Origin of the sequence: Novosphingobium sp. BL-52-GroH, from assembly GCF_044813085.1 — a bacterium.
Lineage (GTDB): Bacteria > Pseudomonadota > Alphaproteobacteria > Sphingomonadales > Sphingomonadaceae > Novosphingobium.
The window spans coordinates 475,318-497,006 of sequence record NZ_CP171149.1; the positions used below are offsets into that span (position 1 = coordinate 475,318).

Below are 21,689 nucleotides of genomic sequence, written 5' to 3' on the forward strand. Positions count from 1 at the left end.
AAGTGTGACGCCGCTGCGTGGCGCGTTGAGGCTCAGCTGCCGGTACGCGGGTTGTTATGATCGAACACCGGGATAGGCGGCGCGATCCCTTTGCGCAGCCAGGCCCCGAAGACCACTTCAAGCCCGAGTTTTTCAACACTATCCATCGAAAGCCGTCCGTCGTCGGCGGTCCTAATGCCATCCAGCTTTTAAGTTCCATGAAACCCAGTCATAGGTTCATGCACGTTTAAGCGCTAATCTATGCCGACGGTCTGAACTATCTTGCGGAGGGCAAGGCTACCTGCGTTGCTCACCGCGATCAGGATAGAGTTATGGCAAAAATCTGGCGAAGCGTGCTGGGCGTCCTGTCGATCTGCTCCCCATCGATTGGCGAGGCGGAAACGGAGGACCGTCCGTCGGTCGCCCCCGCGGACATGCAGGCAGTGACTCCCGCCCTTGCTCGCTACACCGATGATGTCCTGTTCGGCGACAACTGGGAAAATCCCCGACTGGGCAAGCGGGACCGCAGTCTCATCACGGTTTCCGCTTTGATCGCAGGGGGAAAGTCAGCGCAGTTGTCCGGCCATCTGGGCAGAGCGCTCGATAACGGCGTCACGCCTTCCGAGATTTCGGGGCTCGTCACGCATCTGGCGTTCTACAGCGGATGGCCCAATGCGGTGTCGGCCACCACCATCGTGCGCGAGGTCTTCGACCAGCGCAAGATTGCTTCGACCGAGAACGCACCTGTCCGTATGTCGCCGCTGTCGCTGGCTCCCGCCCAGAAAACGCCGCGCGGGGACGAGGTAGACGCGGCAATGGCCATCGCGGCGCCCGGCCTCGCCCGTTTCACCAACGAGATCGTGTTCGCCGACCTGTGGCGCCGTCCCGACCTGTCTCCGCGCGACCGCAGTCTCGTGACGATCGCCGCGTTGACGATGGCCGGCGATGGCAGCCAATTGCCCTCCCACATCGACCGTGCCCTCGACAATGGGGTGACCGAGGTCGAACTCGGCGAGGCGATGACACACCTGGCCTTCTACGCCGGGTGGCCCAAGGCCATGTCCGGCGCAGCCCTCCTGCGCGAAGCCGCCGAAAAGCATGCTGCGGAAACTTCGATGGCATTGATTGTCGCCCGACGCGGCAGTGGGCCGGTGAGCGATGGTCCGGCCACGCGGTTTACCGGGAAGGTTACCGTCTCGGCGCCTTTCGAGGCGAGCGCGCCTTCTCGCCTGAGCGGGGCGACCGTTACGTTCGACGCCGGTGCTCGCACGGCATGGCATAGCCATCCCCTCGGGCAGACCCTGATCGTCACCGAGGGCCTGGGTTGGACCCAGGTCGAAGGCGGGCCGGTCGTGGAAATGCGCGCCGGGGACGTAGTCGTCTGCCCCCCTGGCGTGCGCCACTGGCACGGCGCCGCTCTCACGGGCCCCATGAGCCATGTGGCCCTTGCCGAAACGTTTGATGGCAAGGCGGTCGAGTGGGGCGAGCAGGTGCCAGAGGTGGTTTATCGTAAGGGCCCACCGGCAGAAGCGCTGGGCAAGGACAGATGAGGGCGCGGGTCTAACAGAATGAAGCGGTTCCGGGAGCAAGGCCGGGGACCCGTTACGGCGACACGGGAGTATGAGCGGATGGCGAACAGGAACGATCTCGAACTATCGAGCCGCGGAATGCTCGTAGCCGGCGGTGGCAAGCGCCGCGAACTGAACGTAGACAGCCGCACCACGCTGCTCAACGCGCTACGCGAACGCTTGCGGCTGACCGGCACCAAGAAGGGGTGCGACCATGGGCAGTGCGGGGGGTGCACGGGCCTGGTCAACGGTACCCGTATCAATAGCTGCCTCAGCATCGCGGTGATGCACCAGGGCAAGGTCACCACGATCGAGGGCCTGCGAACGCCGGACAAGCCGCACCCGATGCAGGCTAGGGTAGAGATGGTAAAGCCCGACGGTTCGGAGCGTTCGATCCCCATCGCCGACTTCCGCGGTCTGCCCGGCACGACCCCGCACGTCGAGAACGCGCTGGAAGAAGGCGAACGGATCACCGCCGTGACCCTGCCCAAGCCGATCGGCGGCACGCACGTTTACCACAAGGTACGCGCCCGGGCCTCCTATGCCTTCGCACCGGTTTCGGTGGGCGCTATTATTCATCACGACGGGAGTGGGCGGTTCGCTGTGGGCCGTGTCGCTCCCAAACCCTGCCGAATGGCCGCAGCCGATCAGGCGCTCCCGCAGGGAGCGAGGGGCGCGACGGCGGCGTTGCTGTCCGGCGGCAGGCCGAACGAAGACAACCGCTTCAAGGTCATGCTCGTCGAGCGTACGCTTGCGGCCATGATTGCCGATGTACGCGGCAAGGGAGAGACGACATGAAGTTCGACACGCCCGCTGGCATCAATCCGATCGACCGGGGAAAAGTCGTCGGTCGGCCACATCCCCGTATCGAAGGACCGCTCAAGACGACCGGCACGGCGCGCTACTCGTACGAGTTGCACGATGTCGCTCCCGATGCAGCCTATGGCTACGTGCTGGGCGCGGCCATCGCCAAGGGTCGGATCGCGTCGCTCGACGTCACAGATGCGAAGGCCGCGTCCGGCGTGCTGGCGATCGTCACGGCAGCGAACGCGGGACCGCTGCGCAGCGAAGGGTTCTATGTTGCCAGGCCGCTCGCCGGACCGGAAGTCCAGCACTACCATCAGGCGGTCGCGCTGGTGGTTGCCGAGACCTTCGAACAGGCCCGCGCTGCGGCCGGCTTGATCCGCGTGCAATACGAGCGCGCGGACGGGGCATACGACCTGATGGGCGCGCGGTCGGGCGCCAAGCCTCACCAGCGCCAGCCAGACGTCAGGATCGGCGATTTCGATGGCGCTTTCGCGTCGGCGGCGGTGACCGTCGAGCAGACTTACACGACCCCCGACCAGAGCCACTCGATGATGGAGCCGCATGCCACCATCGCGAAGTGGGAAGGCGACAGCCTGACGATCTGGTCCGCGCAGCAGATCGTCGGCTGGGCGCAGCGCGACCTGGCGAACAAGCTGGGTATCGCGCGGGACAAGGTCCGCATCGTCGCGACGTACATCGGCGGCGGTTTCGGCGGCAAGGGCAGCGTAGCTTCCGACGCGGTCCTGGCCTCGCTCGGAGCGCGGGCCACGGGACGAGCCGTCAAGGTGACCTTGCAGCGGCCGCTCATGCCGAACAACACTACCCATCGGCCCGCCACGGTGCAGCGGTTGCGGATCGGTGCGGATCGCCAGGGGAAGATCGTCGCGATTGGGCATGAGACTTGGTCAGGCAACTTGCCGGGCGGCGGGCCCGAGATCGCCGCGGCGCAGACGCAGTTGCTCTATGCCGGGGCCAACCGGCTGGGCCTGACGCGGCTGGCGCTGCTGGACCTGCCCGAAGGCAACGCCATGCGCGCTCCCGGCGAAGCGCCGGGAATGATGGCGCTCGAAGTGGCGATGGACGAGCTTGCCGAGAAACTGGGGATGGACCCCGTGGACCTGCGGGTTCTGAACGACACGCAGGTCGTGCCGGGACACGCCGACCGCGGCTCCGCGTCAGGAGGCGGGCAGGCAGGCGATGCAGCCAAGCCTGGGCCGGGGGAGATTCCGTTTTCCAAGCGTGAACTTGTGCAGTGCCTTCGAACCGGCGCCGAACGGTTTGGCTGGGCGAAGCGAAGCGCGGCACCAGCCTCGCGCCGCGAAGGCCGCTGGCTGATCGGCATGGGCATGGCCTCGGCGATCCGCGGCGCGCCGATCCAGCCGGCCGGTGCCCGCGTGAGCCTCGATGCGCAGGGCATCGTCACCGTCGAGAGCAACATGACCGACATGGGCACCGGCAGTTACACGATCATCGGCCAGACCGCCGCCGAGATGATGGGGGTGCCACTCGAGCGGGTGGTCGTGAAGCTAGCCGATTCCCGCTTCCCCGATGCGTTCGGCGGCGGCGGCCAGGCTGGCGCTGCCTCGGCCACGGCGGGTGTCTACGCGGCCTGCGTGAAACTGCGGGAGGCCGTTGCCGCCAGCCTCGGTTTCAACGCCATGGATGCGGTTTTCGAAGACGGGCAGGTCCGGTCTGATGGCCGTGCCATGCCTATCGTCAAAGCCGCACAAGCCGGCACGATCACCGCCGAAGACAGGATGGAGTACGGCGATCTGTCGAAGCGGTATTCGCAGCAGACTTTCGGAGCGCATTTCTGCGAAGTCGCGGTCGATGCCTATACCGGCGAAATCCGCATCCGGCGCATGCTTGCGGTCTGCGCGGCGGGGCGCATCCTCAACCCGGTCACGGCGCGCAGCCAGATCATCGGCGGCATGACGATGGGCGCGGGGGCCGCGCTGATGGAGGAACTGGCCGTCGACAAGCGCTTCGGCTTCTTCGTGAACCACGACCTCGCCGGCTACGAAGTCCCCGTCCACGCGGACATTCCGCATCAGGAGGTGATCTTCCTCGAGGAAGTCGATCCGACGATGTCGCCCTTGAAGGCCAAGGGCGTCGGCGAACTGGGCATCTCGGGCGTGGCGCCCGCGATCGCCAACGCGGTCTACAATGCGACGGGCGTGCGCGTGCGCGACTATCCGATCACGCTCGACAAATATCTCGACCGTTTGCCGCCCTTAGCCTGATCCTTCCGGCGCCACCGGGAAGCGCCACGGCCCGCCGGCACTGCGGACGGGCCGTGGCCGTCTTCAGTCCTGCGGCGGGCCGACAAGATAGTCCGCGTCGGTCACCTTCTCCATCCAGGTCACGGCGCTGCCGTCGAGCGCTTCCTGCACCGCGATATGAGTCATCGCGGTCGTCGGCGTGGCGCCGTGCCAGTGCTTGTGGCCGGGCGGGCACCAGATCACGTCGCCGGCGCGGATCTCGACGATCGGCTCGCCTTCGCACTGGGTCCAGCCACAGCCTGCGGTGACGATGAGGGTCTGCCCCAGCGGATGGGTATGCCAGGCCGAGCGGGCACCGGGCTCGAAGGTGACGGCAGCGCAGGAATGGCGCGCCGGCGCAGGCGGCGCGCTGAGCGGATCAAGGCGGACCGTGCCGGTGAAATATTCGCTAGGCGCGACCTGCGAGGGCTGAGAGCCTGCACGCTTGAGTATCATGACATGTTCCTTTTTCCTGTGGTTATAGATCGGAGGGACCGAGTGGCCATCACTTTCCCAGCCACTCCTTGACCTGGTTCAGCGTACGCCGCTCCTGGTCGGCCTCCAGGACAAAGGGTTCTTTCATTTTGGCGGCCGGTGCGTGGCTGCGGAGGATTTCCATGCTGTTGCCGGGACCGTATCCTCCGTGAGTGATGAACGGTTGCAGTGTCTTCCCGCTCCAGTCGTGCGCTTTCAGGAACGAGCGGATCACCGGCGGGGTGGTTTCCCCCCAGATTGGAAAGCCAAGGTAGACCGTTTCGAAGGCAGCGAAGCCGGGAACGCGGGTTTCCAACGGCGGCTCATAGCCACGATCGCGCTCCTGTCGTGCCTGTTCGACCGTCTGCTCGTAGTCTTCGGGATAGGCGCGAGCGGGGAGGATCTGGAAAAGTTCCGCTCCCAGCAGACGGTGCAGGGTGCCCGAGATGACCTGCGTATTGCCCGAACGGGTGAAGAACGCCACGAGCGTTTTCGATCCCGAACCGGCCTCGTCCGCCTGCTCCTCGGCGCATGCGGACGTGCTCCCTACGAGCGACAACGCGATAGGGGTGGCCAGAACGGCACGCCGGGAAAGGTCGGAATGGCTGTCCATGGTGGGTTCCTTCGTTTTTAGGCAGGGAAGTCGCTCCGGCCGTTCTCTCAAGCTGATGCTGCCGCCGGCTTTGGCGGAGTAACCCGGCGGACTGGCAGGACGATGGTCAGCGTGGCTACCAGAAGCGAGAGTATCAGCATCAGCGTGCCGGCATCGAATGCCGTGGTGATCCGATGGGCGGTCAGGGCGCTGCCCGTCAGGCTGCCCGAGCCGGTCGATGCGACGGCGACGAGAATGCTAAGGCCTACCGAGCTGCCGAGTTGATGGGCCACGTTGACCGCCCCCGAAGCCGCGCCGGCGTCCCTGTCGGTCACCCCCGCCACGCCGGCGGACGTCAGCGGGCTGAGCGTCAGGCCCTGGCTGACGCCGATCAGCAGCATCGGCAAAGCGACCGGGACCAGATAGCCCGAATGGACCGATACCCGGCTCAGCCACGCCATTCCCACTATACCGGCGATCATGCCCACGACGAGCAGGAGTTTGGGGCTGTAACGCTTCACCAGGCGCGGCACGGCGATGGCGGAAGGAACGTGCAGGATGGTCGCAGGCACGAACGCGAGACCCGTCCAAGCCGGGCTATAGCCGGCGACTTCCTGCAGATAGAGCGTGGTGAAGAAGAAAAATCCGACCATCGCGCCAAGATAGAGAACGCGCGCAGCGTAGGCTCCGGACCGGACCCGGTTTGCGAATAGATGCAGGGGCAGGATGGGCTGGTGTACCCGCGCCTCGATCGCGACGAATGCAACGAGCAGGACAATCGCCGCGGCTAGCGTCGCCAGGGTCAGCGGGTCTGCCCAACCGGTGTGCGCGGATCGGATGAAGCCATAGACCAGACCGCCCATGCCCAGCGTGGAGGTGACCGCGCCGGGAATATCGAAGGTGCCGGCATGGCGGGGCGTCTCGGCGATGAGGCGGCGCGTCGCCCAGATCAGGCCAATGCCAACAGGCAGGTTGATGTAGAAGCCGGCCCGCCACGATATCCATTCCGCCAGCACGCCGCCGAGCACGAGGCCCACCGTGGCTGAGGCCCCGGCGGCTGCAGCATAGTAAGATACCGCGCGGGTGCGGGCATGACCTTCGGCGAAATTGGTCTGCAACAGGGAAAGACTGGATGGCGCCAGGATCGCGGCGCCCACGCCCTGGATGCCGCGCCAGACCAGCATCCAGGTCGCCGTTGGGGAAGCGCCGATCGCCAGGGAAGCAAGCGTGAAGATCGCGATCCCGGCAATGAACATCCGGCGACGACCGAGAATGTCACCCGCACGCGCGCCCAGCAGGAGAAATCCTCCGAACGTCAGCGTATAGGCGCTCTGGACCCAGGCGAGATTGGTTTCGGAGAACCCCAGTTGCTGGTGTATCTTGGGCAGGCCCGTCAGCACGACCGAGATGTCGAGCACGATCATGACGTAGCTGACGAGAATGATCGCCAGGATCGCGTTGGAATGGGCACCGGGCCGATCCGTGCTATTTGAAACCATCGTATTTGCCTTGGTATTGCCGGTAGCCCGGGAAATCGGCGCTGTTCGGCCGATTTCCCGGGCTACTTGTCAGAGCTTGCGAGTGCCCAGCCACTTCACCATCGCGGGATCGCGGTGGTCGAAGAATGCGCTGGCCTTTTCGTCGAGCACCGCGATTTTCGTGACGTCGTCGAGGTCCAGCTCGAAATCGAAGATCGCGAAATTCTCCGCCATCCGTTCCTTGCGGACTGACTTGGGAATGGCGACGATGCCGCGCTGGTTAAGCCAGCGCAGCACGACCTGCGCCGTGCTCTTGCCGTGCTTGCGACCGATCGACTGCAGAACCTCGTTGGTGAACAGGCCGTTCTTGCCTTCGGCAAACGGGCCCCACGCTTCGGGCTGGACCTTGTATTCTTCCAGGACTTCCTGGGCATCACCCTGCTGGTGGAAGGGATGGATCTCGATCTGGTTGACGGCGGGCGTGACCTCGTTGTGAAGCACGAAATCGACGAGGCGATCAGGATAGAAGTTGCTGACCCCTATCGCGCGGATGCGCCCTTCGCGGTGCAGTTCCTCCATGGCGCGCCAGGCGCCATAGACATCGCCATAAGGCTGGTGGATCAGCCAGAGGTCGAGATAGTCGAGCTGCAGCTTGTTGAGCGAGCGCTCGAAGGCGGCCTTGGCCCCTTCATAGCTCGCGTCCTCGATCCACAGCTTGGTGGTGACGAACAGTTCGCTGCGGTCGATCCCGTGATTGCGGATCGCGGCACCGACGGCCCCTTCGTTGCCATAGGAAGTCGCGGTGTCGAGCAGGCGATAGCCCACGTCGATCGCATCGCGCACGCTGCGCTCGCACTCTGCCGGGTCGGGCACCTGGAACACGCCGAAACCAAGGCTGGGCATCTCTACGCCATTGTTCAGCGTCACGGTGGGGATGGTGGTGGTCATCGTCGGTTATCCTTTCAAAGCGCTCAACGGTTGACGAACTGCTGGTGCGATGCTGCGTAGCGATCGCCTTGCACATCGACGGTGGCGAGGCTCTGCTCGATGCGGGCCATGTCGTCCGAACTAAGCTCGACGCTGGCACCGCCGAGGTTTTCCTCTAGCCGGTGCAGCTTGGTGGTGCCCGGGATCGGCACGATCCAGGGCTTGCGCGCCAGCAGCCATCCGAGCGCGATCTGCGCCGGGGTCACGCCCTTTTCGGCAGCGAGGTCGCGGACGAGAAGCACCAGTGCCTGATTGGCCTTGAGCGCTTCGGGCGAGAAGCGGGGGACGGTGCTGCGGAAATCGCCTTCACCGAAGGTCGCATCCGCATCGAAACGGCCGGTCAGGAAGCCCTTGCCGAGTGGGCTGAACGGAACGAAACCGATGCCCAGCTCTTCCAGGACCGGCAAAACCTCCGCTTCCGGTTCGCGCCACCACATCGAATATTCGCTCTGCAGTGCCGCAACCGGCTGCACTGCGTGGGCCAGCCGGATCGACTGGGCGCCAGCCTCGGACAAGCCGAAATGCTTCACCTTGCCAGCCTGTATCAGGTCCTTCACCGTGCCGGCGACGTCTTCGATCGGCACGTTCGGATCGACGCGGTGCTGGTAGAACAGGTCGATGTGATCGGTGCGCAGGCGCTGAAGCGCTTCGTCGGCAACCTGGCGGATGCGTTCCGGCCTGCTGTCCAGGCCTTGCGCCGGCACCCCGTTCACGAAACCGAACTTGGTCGCGATGACGACTTCGTCACGCACGGGTTCGAGCGCTTCGCCAACAACTTCCTCGTTGATGCCGGGGCCATAAGCTTCCGCGGTGTCGAAGAAGGTGACGCCGCGCTCGTGCGCCGCACGGATGAGCCTGACCGCGTCCGCGCGGTCGGTCGCCGGGCCGTAGCCGAAGCTCAGGCCCATGCAGCCCAGACCCAGCGCCGATACTTCGAGGCCGCTGCGGCCGAGCATACGTGTCTGCATGATAAAGTCCTCATGATGGGCGCGGCGGCGAGCCACGCCTTTCCAGGAAGTCTATCTAGGCATCTGCTCTGATGATGATTAGACGGGTAATGTAACTAAACCTTATGACACTGCGTCATGAAACCTATGGAGAAGCGATTCCATGCAGCGCACGGACATGGGCGGCCTGGCGATGTTCATCGCGGTTGCCGAGGAGCGCAGCTTTACAAAGGCGGCCACGAAGCTGGGCGTCTCGCAGTCGGCGCTCAGTCACTCGATCCGGCGGCTAGAACAACGGCTGGACCTTCGACTGCTCACCCGCACGACGCGCAGTGTCGGCCTTACCGAGGCGGGTGAGCGTCTGATGGAAACGGTGGCACCCGCCTTCGAGGAGATCGATGCCAAGATCGTCACGTTGACGGAACTGAGAACGAAGCCGGCGGGAACCGTGCGGATTTCGACATCGGAGCACGCCGCCCGGACGCTCCTGTGGCCGGCAGTCGACCGCATCACCAGAGAGCATCCGGACGTGAAGGTCGAACTGAACATACAGTCCGGCCTGACCGACATTGTCGCCGAGCGCTATGACGCCGGAGTGCGCCTGGGCGAGCGGCTCGATCAGGACATGGTGGCGGTGCGGATCGGGCCCCGGCTTAGGATGGCAACGGTCGGATCGCCTGCCTACTTTGAGAAACGCGGTATTCCGGCTGTGCCTGCGGACCTGACGGGCCACGCCTGCATCAACTTGCGGATGGCCGGTGGCAGCATCTATCAATGGGAATATGAAAAGGACGGCAGGGAGCTGAAGGTGAAAGCCGATGGCCAGCTCGTTCTCAATGACGTGGATCTGATCCTCAAGGCAGTTCTTTCCGGGCATGGCATCGCCCACCTCGTCGAGGATCGCGTCACACCGCTCGTAGAGGATGGCTCGCTCGTCCGGGTGTTGGAAGATTGGTGCGACCCGTTCGACGGCTATTTCCTCTATTACCCGAGCCGCCGCCAGCCTTCTGCGGCCTTCAGCCTTCTCCTCGGCGCCCTGCGGTATCGTGAGTGACGGCTGCGGAGTGCGCGTCGCGCCAGTCGTTCCGCAGACTTGCCAAGACTGCCAGAAGATGCTGTTCGAACTTGGTGACTTCGTTGTGAGTTTAGCAGCGATACCGGCATCGACGAGGATACCCGACCACGTGACTCCGGCCGGGACGAACCGGATTGACGGTGGTTTCGCAAGCGCCGAACTAGTTGACGAGGGCTGCGGGCGAAGCTCTCCATTGCGGACTTGGTCGCCGCATGGACGGCTATGACTGCAAAAGGGACGGACAGGCCGGCATCGATGCCCACAGGGATGGCACGGCCGCCGTTAGATATGCTTCAGCGCAGCCTGGGTCATTACGAAAACCCCACAGACGTTGACGTTCAGTTGCAGGTCGATACCGCCTGAGGGCTGCTCGCGAAAACGAGCCCGAAAGATCAGGCCCCGATAAATCGCGGCGCGCGCCTTTGCGAGAACGCGGTAAGCCCTTCACGCGCGTCTTGAGAGCGCGAGATTCGCGCCAGCGCCTGCGCTTCAAGTTCGAGTTGTGTTTCCAGAGGCTGGTCCTCCACCGTCAGCAGCAATCGCCGCATTTCCCCGAAAGCCTTGGTCGGCCCCGAGGCAAGCTGCTGCGCGATTGCCTCAGCACGGCCCAGCAAGTCCGCGTCAGCTACGATTTCGTCGAGCAGGCCGGCTTGCAATGCCGCGTCGGCATCCAGGATTTCGTTAAGGAGTAGATACTTGCGGGCGCGGGATAGCCCCATGCGGCGTGAGATCATGACCGATGAGCCAGCGTCACAGCTATAACCGATACCGGCATAAGCAGCGACGAACCGTGCCTGCGGCGAGCCGACGACAATGTCGCTGCCTGCGATGAAGCCAGCCATTCCGCCGGTGCAGATGCCATGGACAGCAGCGACGATCGGGGCATCCATTCGCTGGAAACGTGCGATCGCACTGTGCAGCGTCGTCGTCCACCGTTTGATGTTTGACGGCAGGGCGTCCAGTTCCGCGAAGAAAGCGGCGATATCGCCGCCATAGCTGAACGCCTTGCCTTGCGCCGTAAGCAGGACACAGCGTACGCCCCTGCGCTCGGACAGCACAATCGCCGCCTCGGCCAGTTCGGCACAGAGCTGCCCGTCCATAGGATTGCCCTTGGCGCCGTCGATGAAGCAAAGCCTTGCGATGCCTTCGTCCACGGTGATGGAAATCTTTTCAAACTGCATGACGAAACCTTCTTTGCCTTGTGCCGGATGCCACCCGGAGGCCGGTGATCGTTTAAAACGTGAGTACGACCTTGACGCACTTGGAACCATGGGCGTCTTTAATCGCCTCGTTGATCTGATCGAACGGATAGACCGTAATGAACTTCTCGACCGGGAGGCGACCGGCTTCGAGGTATTCGATCAGTTCAGGCAAATAAGTGTCGGGATCGCTATCGCCTTCGCATATGCCCTGGATCGAATATCCGACGGTGAGCGCAGGTACGATCGGCATCTGAACCGCGGCGTCGAGGGCACCCGGAACGCCGATCATTCCAAGCTTGCCCTTCTGTGCCAGCAGACCGACAGCTTCTTGCAGGACCGCGACATTGCCCGTCGTATCGACAATGTAGTTTGCCCCGCCCGGCGCTATCCCGCGCACCGCCTCGGCGAGCGGACCCGCGGCCGGATCGATCGCATGCGTTGCGCCGATCTCCAGCGCTACAGCACGGCGGTCCTGCTGCGGCTCGACCAGGATTATCGTTCCGCATCCCGAAAGGACGCCACCCAGAACGGCGCTCAGGCCCACTGCCCCGCCTCCGACGACAATCAGTGTGCTTCCCGCTTTGGCCTCCAGCGAGCGCATGACCGCCCCTGCCCCGGTCTGCACGCTGCAGCCCAGCGGCGCCAGAAGCGCGAGGTCCAGGTGCGCGGGCACCTTGACGATGTTGCGCTCCTCGGCGATCGCGTAGCTCGCAAACGACGACTGCCCGAAGTACCGCCCGGAAATCGCCTTGCCATACTGGCTCAGCGACGTGCGGCCGTCTGCGCCGACCCCCGGGAAATTGAGTGTGGTGAAACTGGCGCAATACGCCGGATCGTGGTCATGGCACGGGCCACATTTGCCACAGCTGGCAAAGGTCATGATGACCTTGTCGCCAGGAGCGACCTTGCCGACCCCGAGCCCCACGGATTCGACGGTACCAGCGCCTTCATGGCCCAGGACGATCGGGAAGACGGCCCCCAGCGCACCTGTCGCGCAAACCAAGTCGGTGTGACAGATGCCCACCGCCTCGACTCTCACGCGTACCTGACCGGGTCCCGGATCGGCTACCGAAACCGGCTCGATCGTGAACGGCGCATTGGCCTCTCGCGTGACGGCGGCGATTGCTTCGATCATGCAGTATCTCTCCAGACATTCGTTTATGCCGGCCGCCGCGCGCGTTATCCGCAACGTATCCGGCCACATAGGTAAACTACTTCATGAGACAGCGGGATTCTCATGCAGCGGCAGCAATTTCTCGCTGAAATCATCGAGATCGGGGACGGCCAGGACCGGGCGATCGTCAAGATTGCGGACCACGGCGCGCAGTTCGTCCAGCAGCCCTTCGCGCTTGTCCTGGGCGATGTATGGGACGTTGTAGCCGCCGAACGGCTGCACCACGTCCAGTCCCACGTAGCCCATGGTGCCCTGGAAGAGATGGCGCATCATCCCCGTTACCAGTTCACCGTGTATTCCGTCGGCGCCGAACATGCCCTCCTTCGCCCCCAGACTGAAGGCGCTGAAGGCACGCTTGCCGGCCAGCCCGCCCCGTCCATAGACCCGCTTCCCGCCATAGCAGACCCCGGACAGTAAAACCCGGTCGAACCAGCCCTTCAGGATGGCAGGGGCGCCGAACCAATAGACCGGGAATGTGAACACCAACAGATCGGCCGCAAGCACAGGCTCGATCTCTTCGTGGATATCGGCCGCCAGCGTACCCGTGGCATAGCCGTGCCGCTGTTCGAGCGGATAGACCAGCCGGGATGCATCGCTGCGTTCCAGGAAATCTCGCGGAGACGCGACCGGGTTGAAGTTTTTGGCGTGGAGATCCGATACCGTCACCTGGTGGCCCGTATCGCGAAATTCCGCGACGATGACGTTCTTCATCGCAGTCACGAACGAGTCCGCTTCCGAATGCGCATGCACGACGTGAACCCTTGGCCTGGGCGCATCCCGCGCGCTCATGTCACACCGCTCCCTACCGGCAACGCATTCGGTTTTCCGGCATTGGCAACTGCAGGAAATGGCTGCTCGTAGAGGAGCACCTCGATAGGCGGAATATTCCTGGCATCGGATTCGAAGCCGGTGGCGATCGTCCACGAACGCTCTCTCAGCGTTTGCCGGTCGCCATGGTCGAGTATCAGCCGCTGCATTTGCCGAAGGCGTCCGTCCTCGGGATCGGTGAACAGGTCGGCCGTTGTCGTCTCGATGGCCAGTTTGAGCTCGCGAAGGAAACCCTCGAGGCCGATGTGGTCCGGCATCGAGCCCGGCACGACCTTCTCGCCCCTGGCAACGAGGTCTGCCAGTTGCGTCCGTCCAGGGAAATCTTCCGCCATGACCGCCAAGAGATCGCGTGCGAGGCTCATGACGTCGGCGGCGTCGCAAACCACGAACGCATACTCGTGGGCGCTGTGGTCTATGGCGATGGCCAGCGATTTGCAGATGAGAGCCAACTGCTCGTGAACGAAAGTGGCTTCGGCCGGAATGGCGGGACCGACGATGTCGTTCAACGCCTTGAGGATCGTCGCCAGCCTCATGCGTGTGTCAGGCACCATGTCCCATCTCCTTCCTCAGCAACCGGTTCAGCGTAGCTAAAGTGACATTGCCAAACGAAGCGATCCAACTCAGGAGCACGTCCTGATGGCTCTTGCCGCCAATGAGGCACCGGATGCCGGTGGCGATGACGATCATCGTCGATTTCCAGGCATTCATCACGCCGTAGTAGGCGAGCCTGGCTTCGTCGATTGCGAAGCCGGTGATGTCCTGGTAGCGGCGAAGGAACTCGCTTCTTTCGATAAGGCCGCACACATAGAAGCGCCCTTCGTCGTCGTAATAGCCGTATCCTTCCTGCAGCGTCCAGGCGAGGTCTTCGTGATAATCGCCGAGATGGGCCAGTTCCCAGTCGAGCACCGCGGTGATCTGCGCGGTATCGGGATCGAAGAGGAAATTTCCGGCACGGTAATCGTGATGGACGATCGTGACCTGGTCGATGACAGGGGCATTGGCGCGCAGCCAGTGCGCTGCAAGGCGCATGACGGGAACCGCCTCGAAGCTGTCTTCCTCCCAGATCCGGTCCCACCAGTTTATGATCGAATGGACGCCGTCCGTTGTGCCGGCGGCAGGTTTGTAAAACGCGTCCAGCGGCGCCGCCCGCCAGTCGAACATATGTATCCGCGCAAGAATCTCGACGAACTGCGGCCCAAGCGCAGCGCGCAGATCCGGACCGAATTCCGTCCCCAGACCGGAAACGTTCGAGGTCGAGGCAGCCGGCTTGGTCACCCCGGACACGAAGGCGCTGACGAGAGAGGGGCGCCCGAAATACGCCCCCTGCGGATCCACCCAGGGAACCTCGGGAACGGGGACCACGCCGCGCATTGCGTTCATGATCTGGAATTCACGCAGTCGATGCGTTTCCACGATCGATTCCGGCGGTTCGCGCCGGAGGACGTAGCTTTGCGAAATGCCCGGACCGGCCAGATCGAACCGGTACTGCTCCTTGGATGCGCCGCCGCCCAAAGGGCGTATGCCCGACACGGAGGCGCCCGGTACTTTGTCCGCGACGAACTTTCGGACCGAAGCCTCGATTTCGGCCAAGGGGCTGGCGACATAGCCCGGCCCGGCACGCTGCTTCAGTTTGCGCGTCAGCGCTTCGTCGACGGTGTCCTCTGTCGGGAACCGTTCGCGCAAATGCTCGATCCACGCATCGCTGGGCTTCTGCTTATGATCCACCGCCCACCTCCCGGGTTGCCAGGAGCGAGCGGATGGTGGGAAGTTCGCCGTTGTCGGGATCGAAGCCGCTTTTCGCGAACCAGATGCGGTCGCGCCTGGCTTGACGCTTGCTGAAGTGCAGCACGGCCTTGTGCAGATCAGCCCGAAAACTCTGCGTGCCGTCGATGTCGGCAGCGCGGATCAGTTGTTCGATGAGCCCCGAAAGCCGTGCATAGGCTGCTTCGGCTGTTTCGCCGGGGGCCTTTTCCTGTTCGTTGATTTGCCGCATCACGGCGGCGACGGCCGCACCGCCCTGAGGATCGAGATCCGCGACGACGGACGCGATGTCGTCCAGGCAGAGCGCCGCGAACGCTTCCTTCACGCTGATCTGATCGACGATCAGGCCGATGTGCCCGAGCATCAATGCCGCCTGCTCGAGCGCCAGGCTGTTGCCGGGGTCGATGGCCGGAATGATGACCTGCTGCAGCGCACGGGTCATGCTGTCGAGCCGCAATTCAATGCTCGGGATCATAGAACGCTTTCCTCAAGAAGCACATCGGTCAGTTCGTCGATCAACGACGGCGTCACCATCGAGAGCCAGGTCAGAAGGACGTCTTGGTGGTTGTGATGAGCGGCAGCGGCGCGAAGCCCCGTCGCCGCCGCCATCGCTAACGTTCCCCATGCCTGCAGGACGCGGTAGAACCGAAGCGTGGTGCGATTGACGGTACGGCCGGTCGCCTGCTCATAGCGATCGACGAGTTCGTCGACCGACATGAGGCTGGAGCACAAGTACGTCCCGTCGGAGGCGCGCGCACCGAAGATCCTGACCAGCGACCACGCCAGATCTTCATGGTGATCGCCGATATGCGCCGATTCCCAGTCGAGGACGCATGTGATTTCACCCGTCCCTTCGTCGAAGAGGTAATTTCCGGTGCGAAAATCGCCGTGCAGCAGCACCACGTCGTCGCAAGTCGGCAAGTTCGCCCGCAGCCAGGATTCCGTTAGCGCGAAGATCGGAAGGTGGACCTGGCTGTCCTCGCGCCATACCCGCGACCACAGGTTGACCCGCCACAGCGCGGCCTGCCGCGGATCCTTGTCGGGTATGCCGAAGTGGGGCAGATCGACGCTTCGGAAATCCACCGCGTGGATCTTGCGCAAGACCTCGATGAACTGCGGCGTCAGTCGCTCCCTCCAGGCCTCGGAGAAGCCCGTGCCCAGCCCCGTGACGCCCGATGCGCTGTCGCTCGGCTTGGTCACTCCGGACACGAACGTGGTCACCATGCCCACGCCCCCCAGATGATCTCCATGGAGATCGCGGAAACGCACTTCGGGCACCGGGACGATGCCCTTCATGGCGTCGATGATTTCGCATTCGCGCTCGCGGTTGGTTTCCAGCACACCGTCGGTGGGGTCCATGCGCAGGACGAGCTTTTCGCGACTTCCGTCATGGTCGCCTACCAGATCGAACACGAACTGTTCCTTCGACGCCCCGCCAGCCATGCGCCGAACGTTTTCGGCATGCGCATCGTGGACGCCGCCGTGCGCGATGAGCTTGGCCAGGCGATGGGTGATCGCGTCGGTGCTTAGAGGCAGATACGCGCCCCGGCGCAGGCGTTCCTGCCGGCGATCCAGCATCGCGGCAAGGAACGGGTCCTGTTCGTCGAGGTCGCGTTCGTAGGATATCACTGAACTCGCCATGGTTACGCAGCCCGAATACGGTTGAGAGGGAATCCCTCGAGGAAAATGCCATGCCCGGTGTCCCGGCCTTCGGTCTTCCATCTGGCGAGGGACATCGGGCCCAGATTGTTGCCGTAGGGCATCCAGGGGTGATGGTTCATCATTTCCCCATGCGCGACATGCTCACGACCGTCGCGGTCGGTGATGCGCAGTTCGGCTTCGGTCGCGTAGAGGCCTTCGCGCTTCACCCGCACCGAACCGGCTACCGCGCCCCTCACCTGGCCGTCGATCAGCGCATAGCCGTGCTTGAAGACGTGCTGTTCGCCGATGGCTGCCTCGCGATCATAGGCGAATATCCCGTGGAAAGCGTAATTCTCGTGGAAATGGGCGTTCGCCCAGAGGATCGGATGTATACCAGTTTCAGGCCTTGGTCCCCAACTGTGGTCCATCGTCGCCACGCAGTCGACGCGATACGTCTTCGCGCCGAGGCGCAGCGAACCGCTCACGCGCACGGTCATGTCGAAATGCGCCGAATAGGCAGCGCCGAAACCGCTGTTGGCGACGGCGGCAACCGCGTCGTCGGTCGCCATCGGGTCCATGTCGGCATCATGGATGTCGTAGGGCGGCATGAGGCCGCTCACCTCAAGATCGAGTGCGATGCCCGCCGCCTGATAGGCCAGGGCGTATTCGCGCAGGCTCCTGGCGTGAAAGCGCAAGCCATTGGGCAGTTCGAAAAGTTCGGCACGCTGCGGCAGCGGATTGTGATTGGTCATGTTCATGTAAAGGGCATCGTGGATGTGGGGCGACCAGCGATCGATGATCTCGACATCTGCGACGGTGGCGCCCACGCCCGCCCGGTGAACGATATATACCCATCCCAATATGTTCGCTTCGGGGACGTAGAAGCCGAAGAAGCCGGTTTCGGCCCAGTCGTACGGCGGGTTCTGCGGGGTATGGAACAATATGTCGTGTTCGTGGATCACTCTATCGCTCTCCTCAGCGTCTATATTCTTACCGGCCCGCGCATGTCCGGCCTTCCTCGCCACAAGGCCACTGATATCGGCGGCCTCGACCGCCGACATGCCGAGCTTCAGAAGCGGTAGCTGAACGAAGCTCCGTAGGTCACCGGGCGCCCCATGAAACGCACGTAGACGTCCTGGGACTGGTTCGCGCTCGACCAGTAAGTGGTGTTGAACACGTTGCGGCCCCAGACGGAAAAGCGCCAGCTGTCGTCCGGTGCGTGCAGACCCGCCCGCATATCGACGAGGGTGTAACCCTTTATCGCGAGCTGCGGGATATCGCCGATGCTGGCGGTAGTGGACGAGTTCGTCATCGAGGATGCTCCGACAAACGCATTGAGCGCATCGTTGAGCGCCCAGTCGTACTGAACGTCCGATATGATCGACCACTTGGGAGAGAACGGGAAACGGAAACCGCTGTAATCGGACAAGGTCCCTGCCTGGTTGTAGCCGGTGAACTGCTGGATCTTCGTATCGATGTACGTCGCCGCGACGTGAATCTGCAGCCCGTCTATCGGCTCGGCCTGGATCTCGCCTTCGAACCCGATCACGCGGGACTTGGGGATCTGCACGAGTGCGTCCAGCGGACCGAACACGGGGTTGAGTACGCGGCCACGAAGCTGCTTGTCCTTGTAGTCGTAATAGAACGCCGCACCGTTGACTTGAAGGCGCCGCCCGAGAAGCGGCTGCTTGAAGCCGACTTCGTAGGAAAGCAGCGATTCCTGCCGGACCGGAGCATATTCCCGCAGCGTCGCGCCGCCGGTGGTCGGGAAGGAGCCGGCCTTGTACCCCTTGCTGATCGTCGCGTAGATCAGCCCCCTGTTGGCCGTCTTGTAATTGATGCCGGCGCGCCAGGACACGTTGTCCTCGTTGAGGCGCGCGGTGATCGGCTTGACGATCGGATAACCGTCTTCCCCGAAAACGATGTTGTCGCTCGGCGTCAGCGTGATCGGGTTTTCCACCACCGGCGGGAGGACGGTCTGAAGGAAAGTGAAGACGTTCGCGAAGCTGTAGATCGCTGGATCGAGGTTTCTCTCACCGAGGAACGGCGCCGCCGAACCGAAGTTGCCCGCCCGCACCTGATGCGCCCGTCGGTCTGTGTAACGGGCGCCGGCGATGATGCTCAGATCGTCGACGATCTCGTATTCCAGATTGCCGAAGACCGCTGCGGTCTTGATCCGCTGATCGTTGATCGCGATCACCGGCCCGCCCCTCAGGCCGGCGACGAAGTTGGTCGAGGCGTCCTGCGCATAGAACATGTATGCATCGTCGACACTGTCGTATTCGTAGCTGCCGCCAAGTGTCCAGATGAGTCGCCCCGTTTTGCCGGAGAGGCGAAGCTCCTGCGAGAACGTATCGATCTTTCCCTTCGAATGCAGGTCGGCAATGTTAAGCGCCGTTCCGTCGTAGTCCTGAATCGAGTCGGTCTTGTAATGTGCATAGGCAGAAATCGACGTCAGCGTGATGTCGTCAGTGACTTCGTAATCGGCCCTTATCGATGCCTGGATGAAATTATCGTCGTGCTTGAGCGGGAGGCGCTTCGTTCCGAAGTCACCCGTCGTCGACCAGTCTGCGTCCCGGTTTCCGGTCGAAGGCAGCGCCGGCAGGGCGGCGATCGCGTCGGCATTGCTGTTGCCTGGAGCGCTGATGAACGCATCGACCAGTTGCGGGGCCTGCGAGTCGGACTTGTCGATCCACCCATTGACGTTGAAGGCGAACTTGAGGCGATCGGACGGCTGCCAGTCCAGCAACAGCTTGCCCTGCGCTTCTCTGACCGCGCCAAGGGTATCGGTGCGGAACGGGTTAACCTGCCAGTCGTCGCTCCTTTTGTAGCGGAAGGCGGCACGGCCCTTCAAGGTATCGCCCAGAGGGCCACTGACGAACCCTTGCATGTCGATGGTGTTGAAGCGACCGTAGCTGACGTTGATCCCGGCCTCGAAAGCATCCGTAGGCTTGGCGGCGATGAAGTTGATCGCACCGCCTGTGGTATTCTGGCCGAACAGCGTACCCTGCGGTCCCTTCAGCACTTCCACCCGCTCCAGATCGAGGCCGGCGGCTTTCGTCATCGCCCCGAATGGCAGCGGCACTTCGTCATTGTAGATCGCAACCGTAGGCGTCGCTCCGAGCGAATACTCGAAGAACCCGACGCCGCGAAGGGTGTAGATCGGCGTATTGAGCGGCGACGGCTGCGCGGAAAGTCCCGGAACCACCTTTGCCAGGTCCGACGTGCTCGCGATACCGGCGGCGATGAGCTGGTCCCCGCTTGCCACGGTCATCGTCACCGGGACGTCGTTGATCGATTGGGCGCGCTTCTGCGCAGTCACGATGATCTCGGCAGGTCCGGCCTGGGGGTCCTGCGTCGAGGACACCGTCTGCGCAGTCGCATGGCCGGCCATGGAAACACCCAGACAGGCGGCTGCGCAGAGAAGCTGCGATTTGTTCTTTTTCATTATTATCCTCACCCATTTTTTGTTTATGAATTTATTTTATCAAGGTCAGTTTCTTGAATGGCTGGAACTGGGTCACATGATCCTTGGCGAAGTTGAGGTAATCGCGGTTCCAGCAGAACTCGCACCAGCCCGTTCCCGTCTCTCCTTCGATTTCGACGGTAATCGCCGACTCATTCAGCAAGACCTTGGGGTTCACTTCGAACTGGAATTTCGCGAACATCCTGCCCCGAACCGGCGTTTTGCGCCCGGCATCGTCGGTGACAATCACGTCGATCGCGGTGTGATGCATCTCGTCATCGAACAGATACTGGTATTCGACGCTTTGCACCGCCGCCATCTGCCCGTCCTTGAAGACGAACCCACGGATATGGCGGGTGCCGAACGACTGCATCTCGAAGAAATGCACGGCCTGGTTGGGGGTTGTGGCATGAAACCACTTGTAGTGCTGGTTGAGGCCCCAGATGCGGTTGCCCCAGGCATGGTCGCGCTGGCCCAGCTCCTCGAAATCGTACGATTTTCCGTCAATCGCGATCGTGCCCTTGACGCGGCCGTGCTGTTCCGTCCGATCGTCCGCATAATACTGCGGACACCCGTCCGGATGCGAGCCGAAGGCATAAACCGGGTGCATGGCGTCGAACCGGTATTGGATGTCGATCCGCTTGCCCTTGAAGGAAACGTCCGCGCTGACGTGCGGCTCGTCGATCTTCATTGCGAGTCCGGCGACCTTCCAGTCGTAGAAGTCCATGTCGGGCGACACTGCGATGGCATCGAAACGCTCCTGGATGGGCTCGCCTACCCCCGGACCGAAAATACATGTGGCGGCGCTCGCGGTCCCATCGGCATTGATCCAAGGGTAAATGAAGCCCGCGATACCATGCTCGGGCACCTGAAGCATGAAGACCACCGCCTCGCGCGAATGAGGGTCGCCGCGCAACCGGTGGCGGTTATCGTGCTCGATGCCGAACGCGGGAAGGGTCGTGATTACATTGTCAAAAGCCATTAAATGAACCTTCTTGTTGACGGTTTGCACGCGCCCATCCCTGCGCGCAGCATGCATCCATGCGGCACGGCCGGGACAAGTGCGCAGTCACGCACCGGACACTGCAATAGGCACGCTTCGACACGGCCTGAGGACGGGTTTGGGATGCCTACCGGCTTCGGTGTCTATCGTCGGTCATGCACCCTCTCACAGGTTGCCAGGCCCCGCTTCGAGTCGGATGCCCGTGTCTTGGTGATAGTAGCACGTTCGCGCCCGATGCCAACCGTAATCGTGTTATTTGATAATGCAGTTTATCGTTTGTAAGCCGCTTATTACCGCGCATTTTCTGCATATCGCCGACCATCTTTGTGTTTTCCAACATCTTGTTCCGCGCCACCCCGGCATAACAGCGCTTGCGCCTTCCGCCGGCGGAACCCTAATGCTGGCGCAGGGCATGACGCGTGCTCGACACGTCGAGACGGCCGGAG

General features: G+C 63.0%; 19 protein-coding genes. 4 read left to right on the top strand and 15 right to left on the bottom strand.

The annotated features are described in order from the left end of the window. Window positions 1-311 precede the first annotated feature (311 nt). The 3 genes from ACFFDA_RS02100 to ACFFDA_RS02110 all read left to right on the top strand — a co-directional run bounded on the left by ACFFDA_RS02100 (window position 312) and on the right by ACFFDA_RS02110 (window position 4,597). Entirely contained in the window at window positions 312-1,529 is a 1,218-nt protein-coding gene (locus tag ACFFDA_RS02100; RefSeq protein WP_404477940.1) for a carboxymuconolactone decarboxylase family protein, read from the top strand. A 78-nt stretch (window positions 1,530-1,607) separates the two neighbouring features. Further along, window positions 1,608-2,345 (top strand): 2Fe-2S iron-sulfur cluster-binding protein, encoded by a 738-nt coding sequence (locus ACFFDA_RS02105; RefSeq protein ID WP_404477941.1) that lies wholly within the window; start codon window positions 1,608-1,610, stop codon window positions 2,343-2,345. Next, window positions 2,342-4,597, top strand: coding sequence for a molybdopterin cofactor-binding domain-containing protein (locus ACFFDA_RS02110; RefSeq protein WP_404477942.1), 2,256 nt, complete (start codon window positions 2,342-2,344; stop codon window positions 4,595-4,597). Before ACFFDA_RS02105 ends, ACFFDA_RS02110 begins: the two co-directional genes overlap by 4 nt. Window positions 4,598-4,660: 63 nt before the next feature. On the opposite strand, the gene ACFFDA_RS02115 is transcribed toward ACFFDA_RS02110, so the two are convergent. The 5 genes from ACFFDA_RS02115 to ACFFDA_RS02135 form a co-directional block, all read right to left on the bottom strand. Continuing rightward, on the bottom strand, window positions 4,661-5,071 hold the full coding sequence (locus ACFFDA_RS02115) for a cupin domain-containing protein (RefSeq protein WP_404477943.1): 411 nt from the start codon (window positions 5,069-5,071) through the stop codon (window positions 4,661-4,663). A gap of 49 nt (window positions 5,072-5,120) precedes the next feature. Continuing rightward, window positions 5,121-5,702: a flavodoxin gene (locus tag ACFFDA_RS02120; RefSeq protein WP_404477944.1), complete on the bottom strand. Its 582-nt coding sequence runs from the start codon at window positions 5,700-5,702 to the stop codon at window positions 5,121-5,123. A gap of 47 nt (window positions 5,703-5,749) precedes the next feature. Beyond that, window positions 5,750-7,180, bottom strand: a complete 1,431-nt coding sequence (locus ACFFDA_RS02125) for an MFS transporter (protein WP_404477945.1) — start codon at window positions 7,178-7,180, stop codon at window positions 5,750-5,752. Window positions 7,181-7,249: 69 nt separating this feature from the next. After that, complete coding sequence (locus tag ACFFDA_RS02130; protein WP_404477946.1) at window positions 7,250-8,107, bottom strand: aldo/keto reductase; 858 nt, start codon at window positions 8,105-8,107, stop codon at window positions 7,250-7,252. A 23-nt stretch (window positions 8,108-8,130) separates the two neighbouring features. Further along, window positions 8,131-9,114 (bottom strand): aldo/keto reductase, encoded by a 984-nt coding sequence (locus ACFFDA_RS02135; protein ID WP_404477947.1) that lies wholly within the window; start codon window positions 9,112-9,114, stop codon window positions 8,131-8,133. 142 nt (window positions 9,115-9,256) lie between these two features. On the opposite strand from ACFFDA_RS02135, the gene ACFFDA_RS02140 reads away from it, so the two are divergent. Further along, window positions 9,257-10,147 (top strand): LysR family transcriptional regulator, encoded by an 891-nt coding sequence (locus ACFFDA_RS02140; RefSeq protein ID WP_404477948.1) that lies wholly within the window; start codon window positions 9,257-9,259, stop codon window positions 10,145-10,147. A 413-nt stretch (window positions 10,148-10,560) separates the two neighbouring features. On the opposite strand, the gene ACFFDA_RS02145 is transcribed toward ACFFDA_RS02140, so the two are convergent. The 10 genes from ACFFDA_RS02145 to ACFFDA_RS02190 form a co-directional block, all read right to left on the bottom strand. Next, window positions 10,561-11,349 carry an enoyl-CoA hydratase/isomerase family protein gene (locus tag ACFFDA_RS02145; protein WP_404477949.1) on the bottom strand — a complete coding sequence of 263 codons (789 nt, stop codon included), beginning with the start codon at window positions 11,347-11,349 and terminating at the stop codon, window positions 10,561-10,563. Between the two features lie 52 nt (window positions 11,350-11,401). After that, the gene (locus ACFFDA_RS02150; RefSeq protein ID WP_404477950.1) at window positions 11,402-12,505 is read right to left on the bottom strand and encodes an NAD(P)-dependent alcohol dehydrogenase; all 1,104 of its coding nucleotides are present in this window, start codon (window positions 12,503-12,505) and stop codon (window positions 11,402-11,404) included. Window positions 12,506-12,586: 81 nt separating this feature from the next. Continuing rightward, window positions 12,587-13,333 (bottom strand): NAD(P)H-dependent oxidoreductase, encoded by a 747-nt coding sequence (locus tag ACFFDA_RS02155; protein ID WP_404477951.1) that lies wholly within the window; start codon window positions 13,331-13,333, stop codon window positions 12,587-12,589. Then, window positions 13,330-13,923, bottom strand: a complete 594-nt coding sequence (locus tag ACFFDA_RS02160) for a hypothetical protein (protein WP_404477952.1) — start codon at window positions 13,921-13,923, stop codon at window positions 13,330-13,332. Before ACFFDA_RS02160 ends, ACFFDA_RS02155 begins: the two co-directional genes overlap by 4 nt. Further along, window positions 13,913-14,962 carry a phosphotransferase gene (locus ACFFDA_RS02165; protein WP_404477953.1) on the bottom strand — a complete coding sequence of 350 codons (1,050 nt, stop codon included), beginning with the start codon at window positions 14,960-14,962 and terminating at the stop codon, window positions 13,913-13,915. Before ACFFDA_RS02165 ends, ACFFDA_RS02160 begins: the two co-directional genes overlap by 11 nt. A gap of 124 nt (window positions 14,963-15,086) precedes the next feature. After that, on the bottom strand, window positions 15,087-15,608 hold the full coding sequence (locus ACFFDA_RS02170; RefSeq protein ID WP_404477954.1) for a hypothetical protein: 522 nt from the start codon (window positions 15,606-15,608) through the stop codon (window positions 15,087-15,089). Next, window positions 15,605-16,774, bottom strand: a complete 1,170-nt coding sequence (locus ACFFDA_RS02175) for a phosphotransferase family protein (RefSeq protein ID WP_404477955.1) — start codon at window positions 16,772-16,774, stop codon at window positions 15,605-15,607. The genes ACFFDA_RS02170 and ACFFDA_RS02175 overlap by 4 nt, the downstream gene beginning before the upstream one ends. 2 nt (window positions 16,775-16,776) lie before the next feature. After that, window positions 16,777-17,736: a hypothetical protein gene (locus ACFFDA_RS02180; protein ID WP_404477956.1), complete on the bottom strand. Its 960-nt coding sequence runs from the start codon at window positions 17,734-17,736 to the stop codon at window positions 16,777-16,779. A gap of 107 nt (window positions 17,737-17,843) precedes the next feature. Then, window positions 17,844-20,222 (bottom strand): TonB-dependent receptor, encoded by a 2,379-nt coding sequence (locus ACFFDA_RS02185; RefSeq protein WP_404477957.1) that lies wholly within the window; start codon window positions 20,220-20,222, stop codon window positions 17,844-17,846. A 31-nt stretch (window positions 20,223-20,253) separates the two neighbouring features. Next, window positions 20,254-21,252, bottom strand: coding sequence for a hypothetical protein (locus ACFFDA_RS02190; RefSeq protein ID WP_404477958.1), 999 nt, complete (start codon window positions 21,250-21,252; stop codon window positions 20,254-20,256). Window positions 21,253-21,689: the final 437 nt, after the last annotated feature.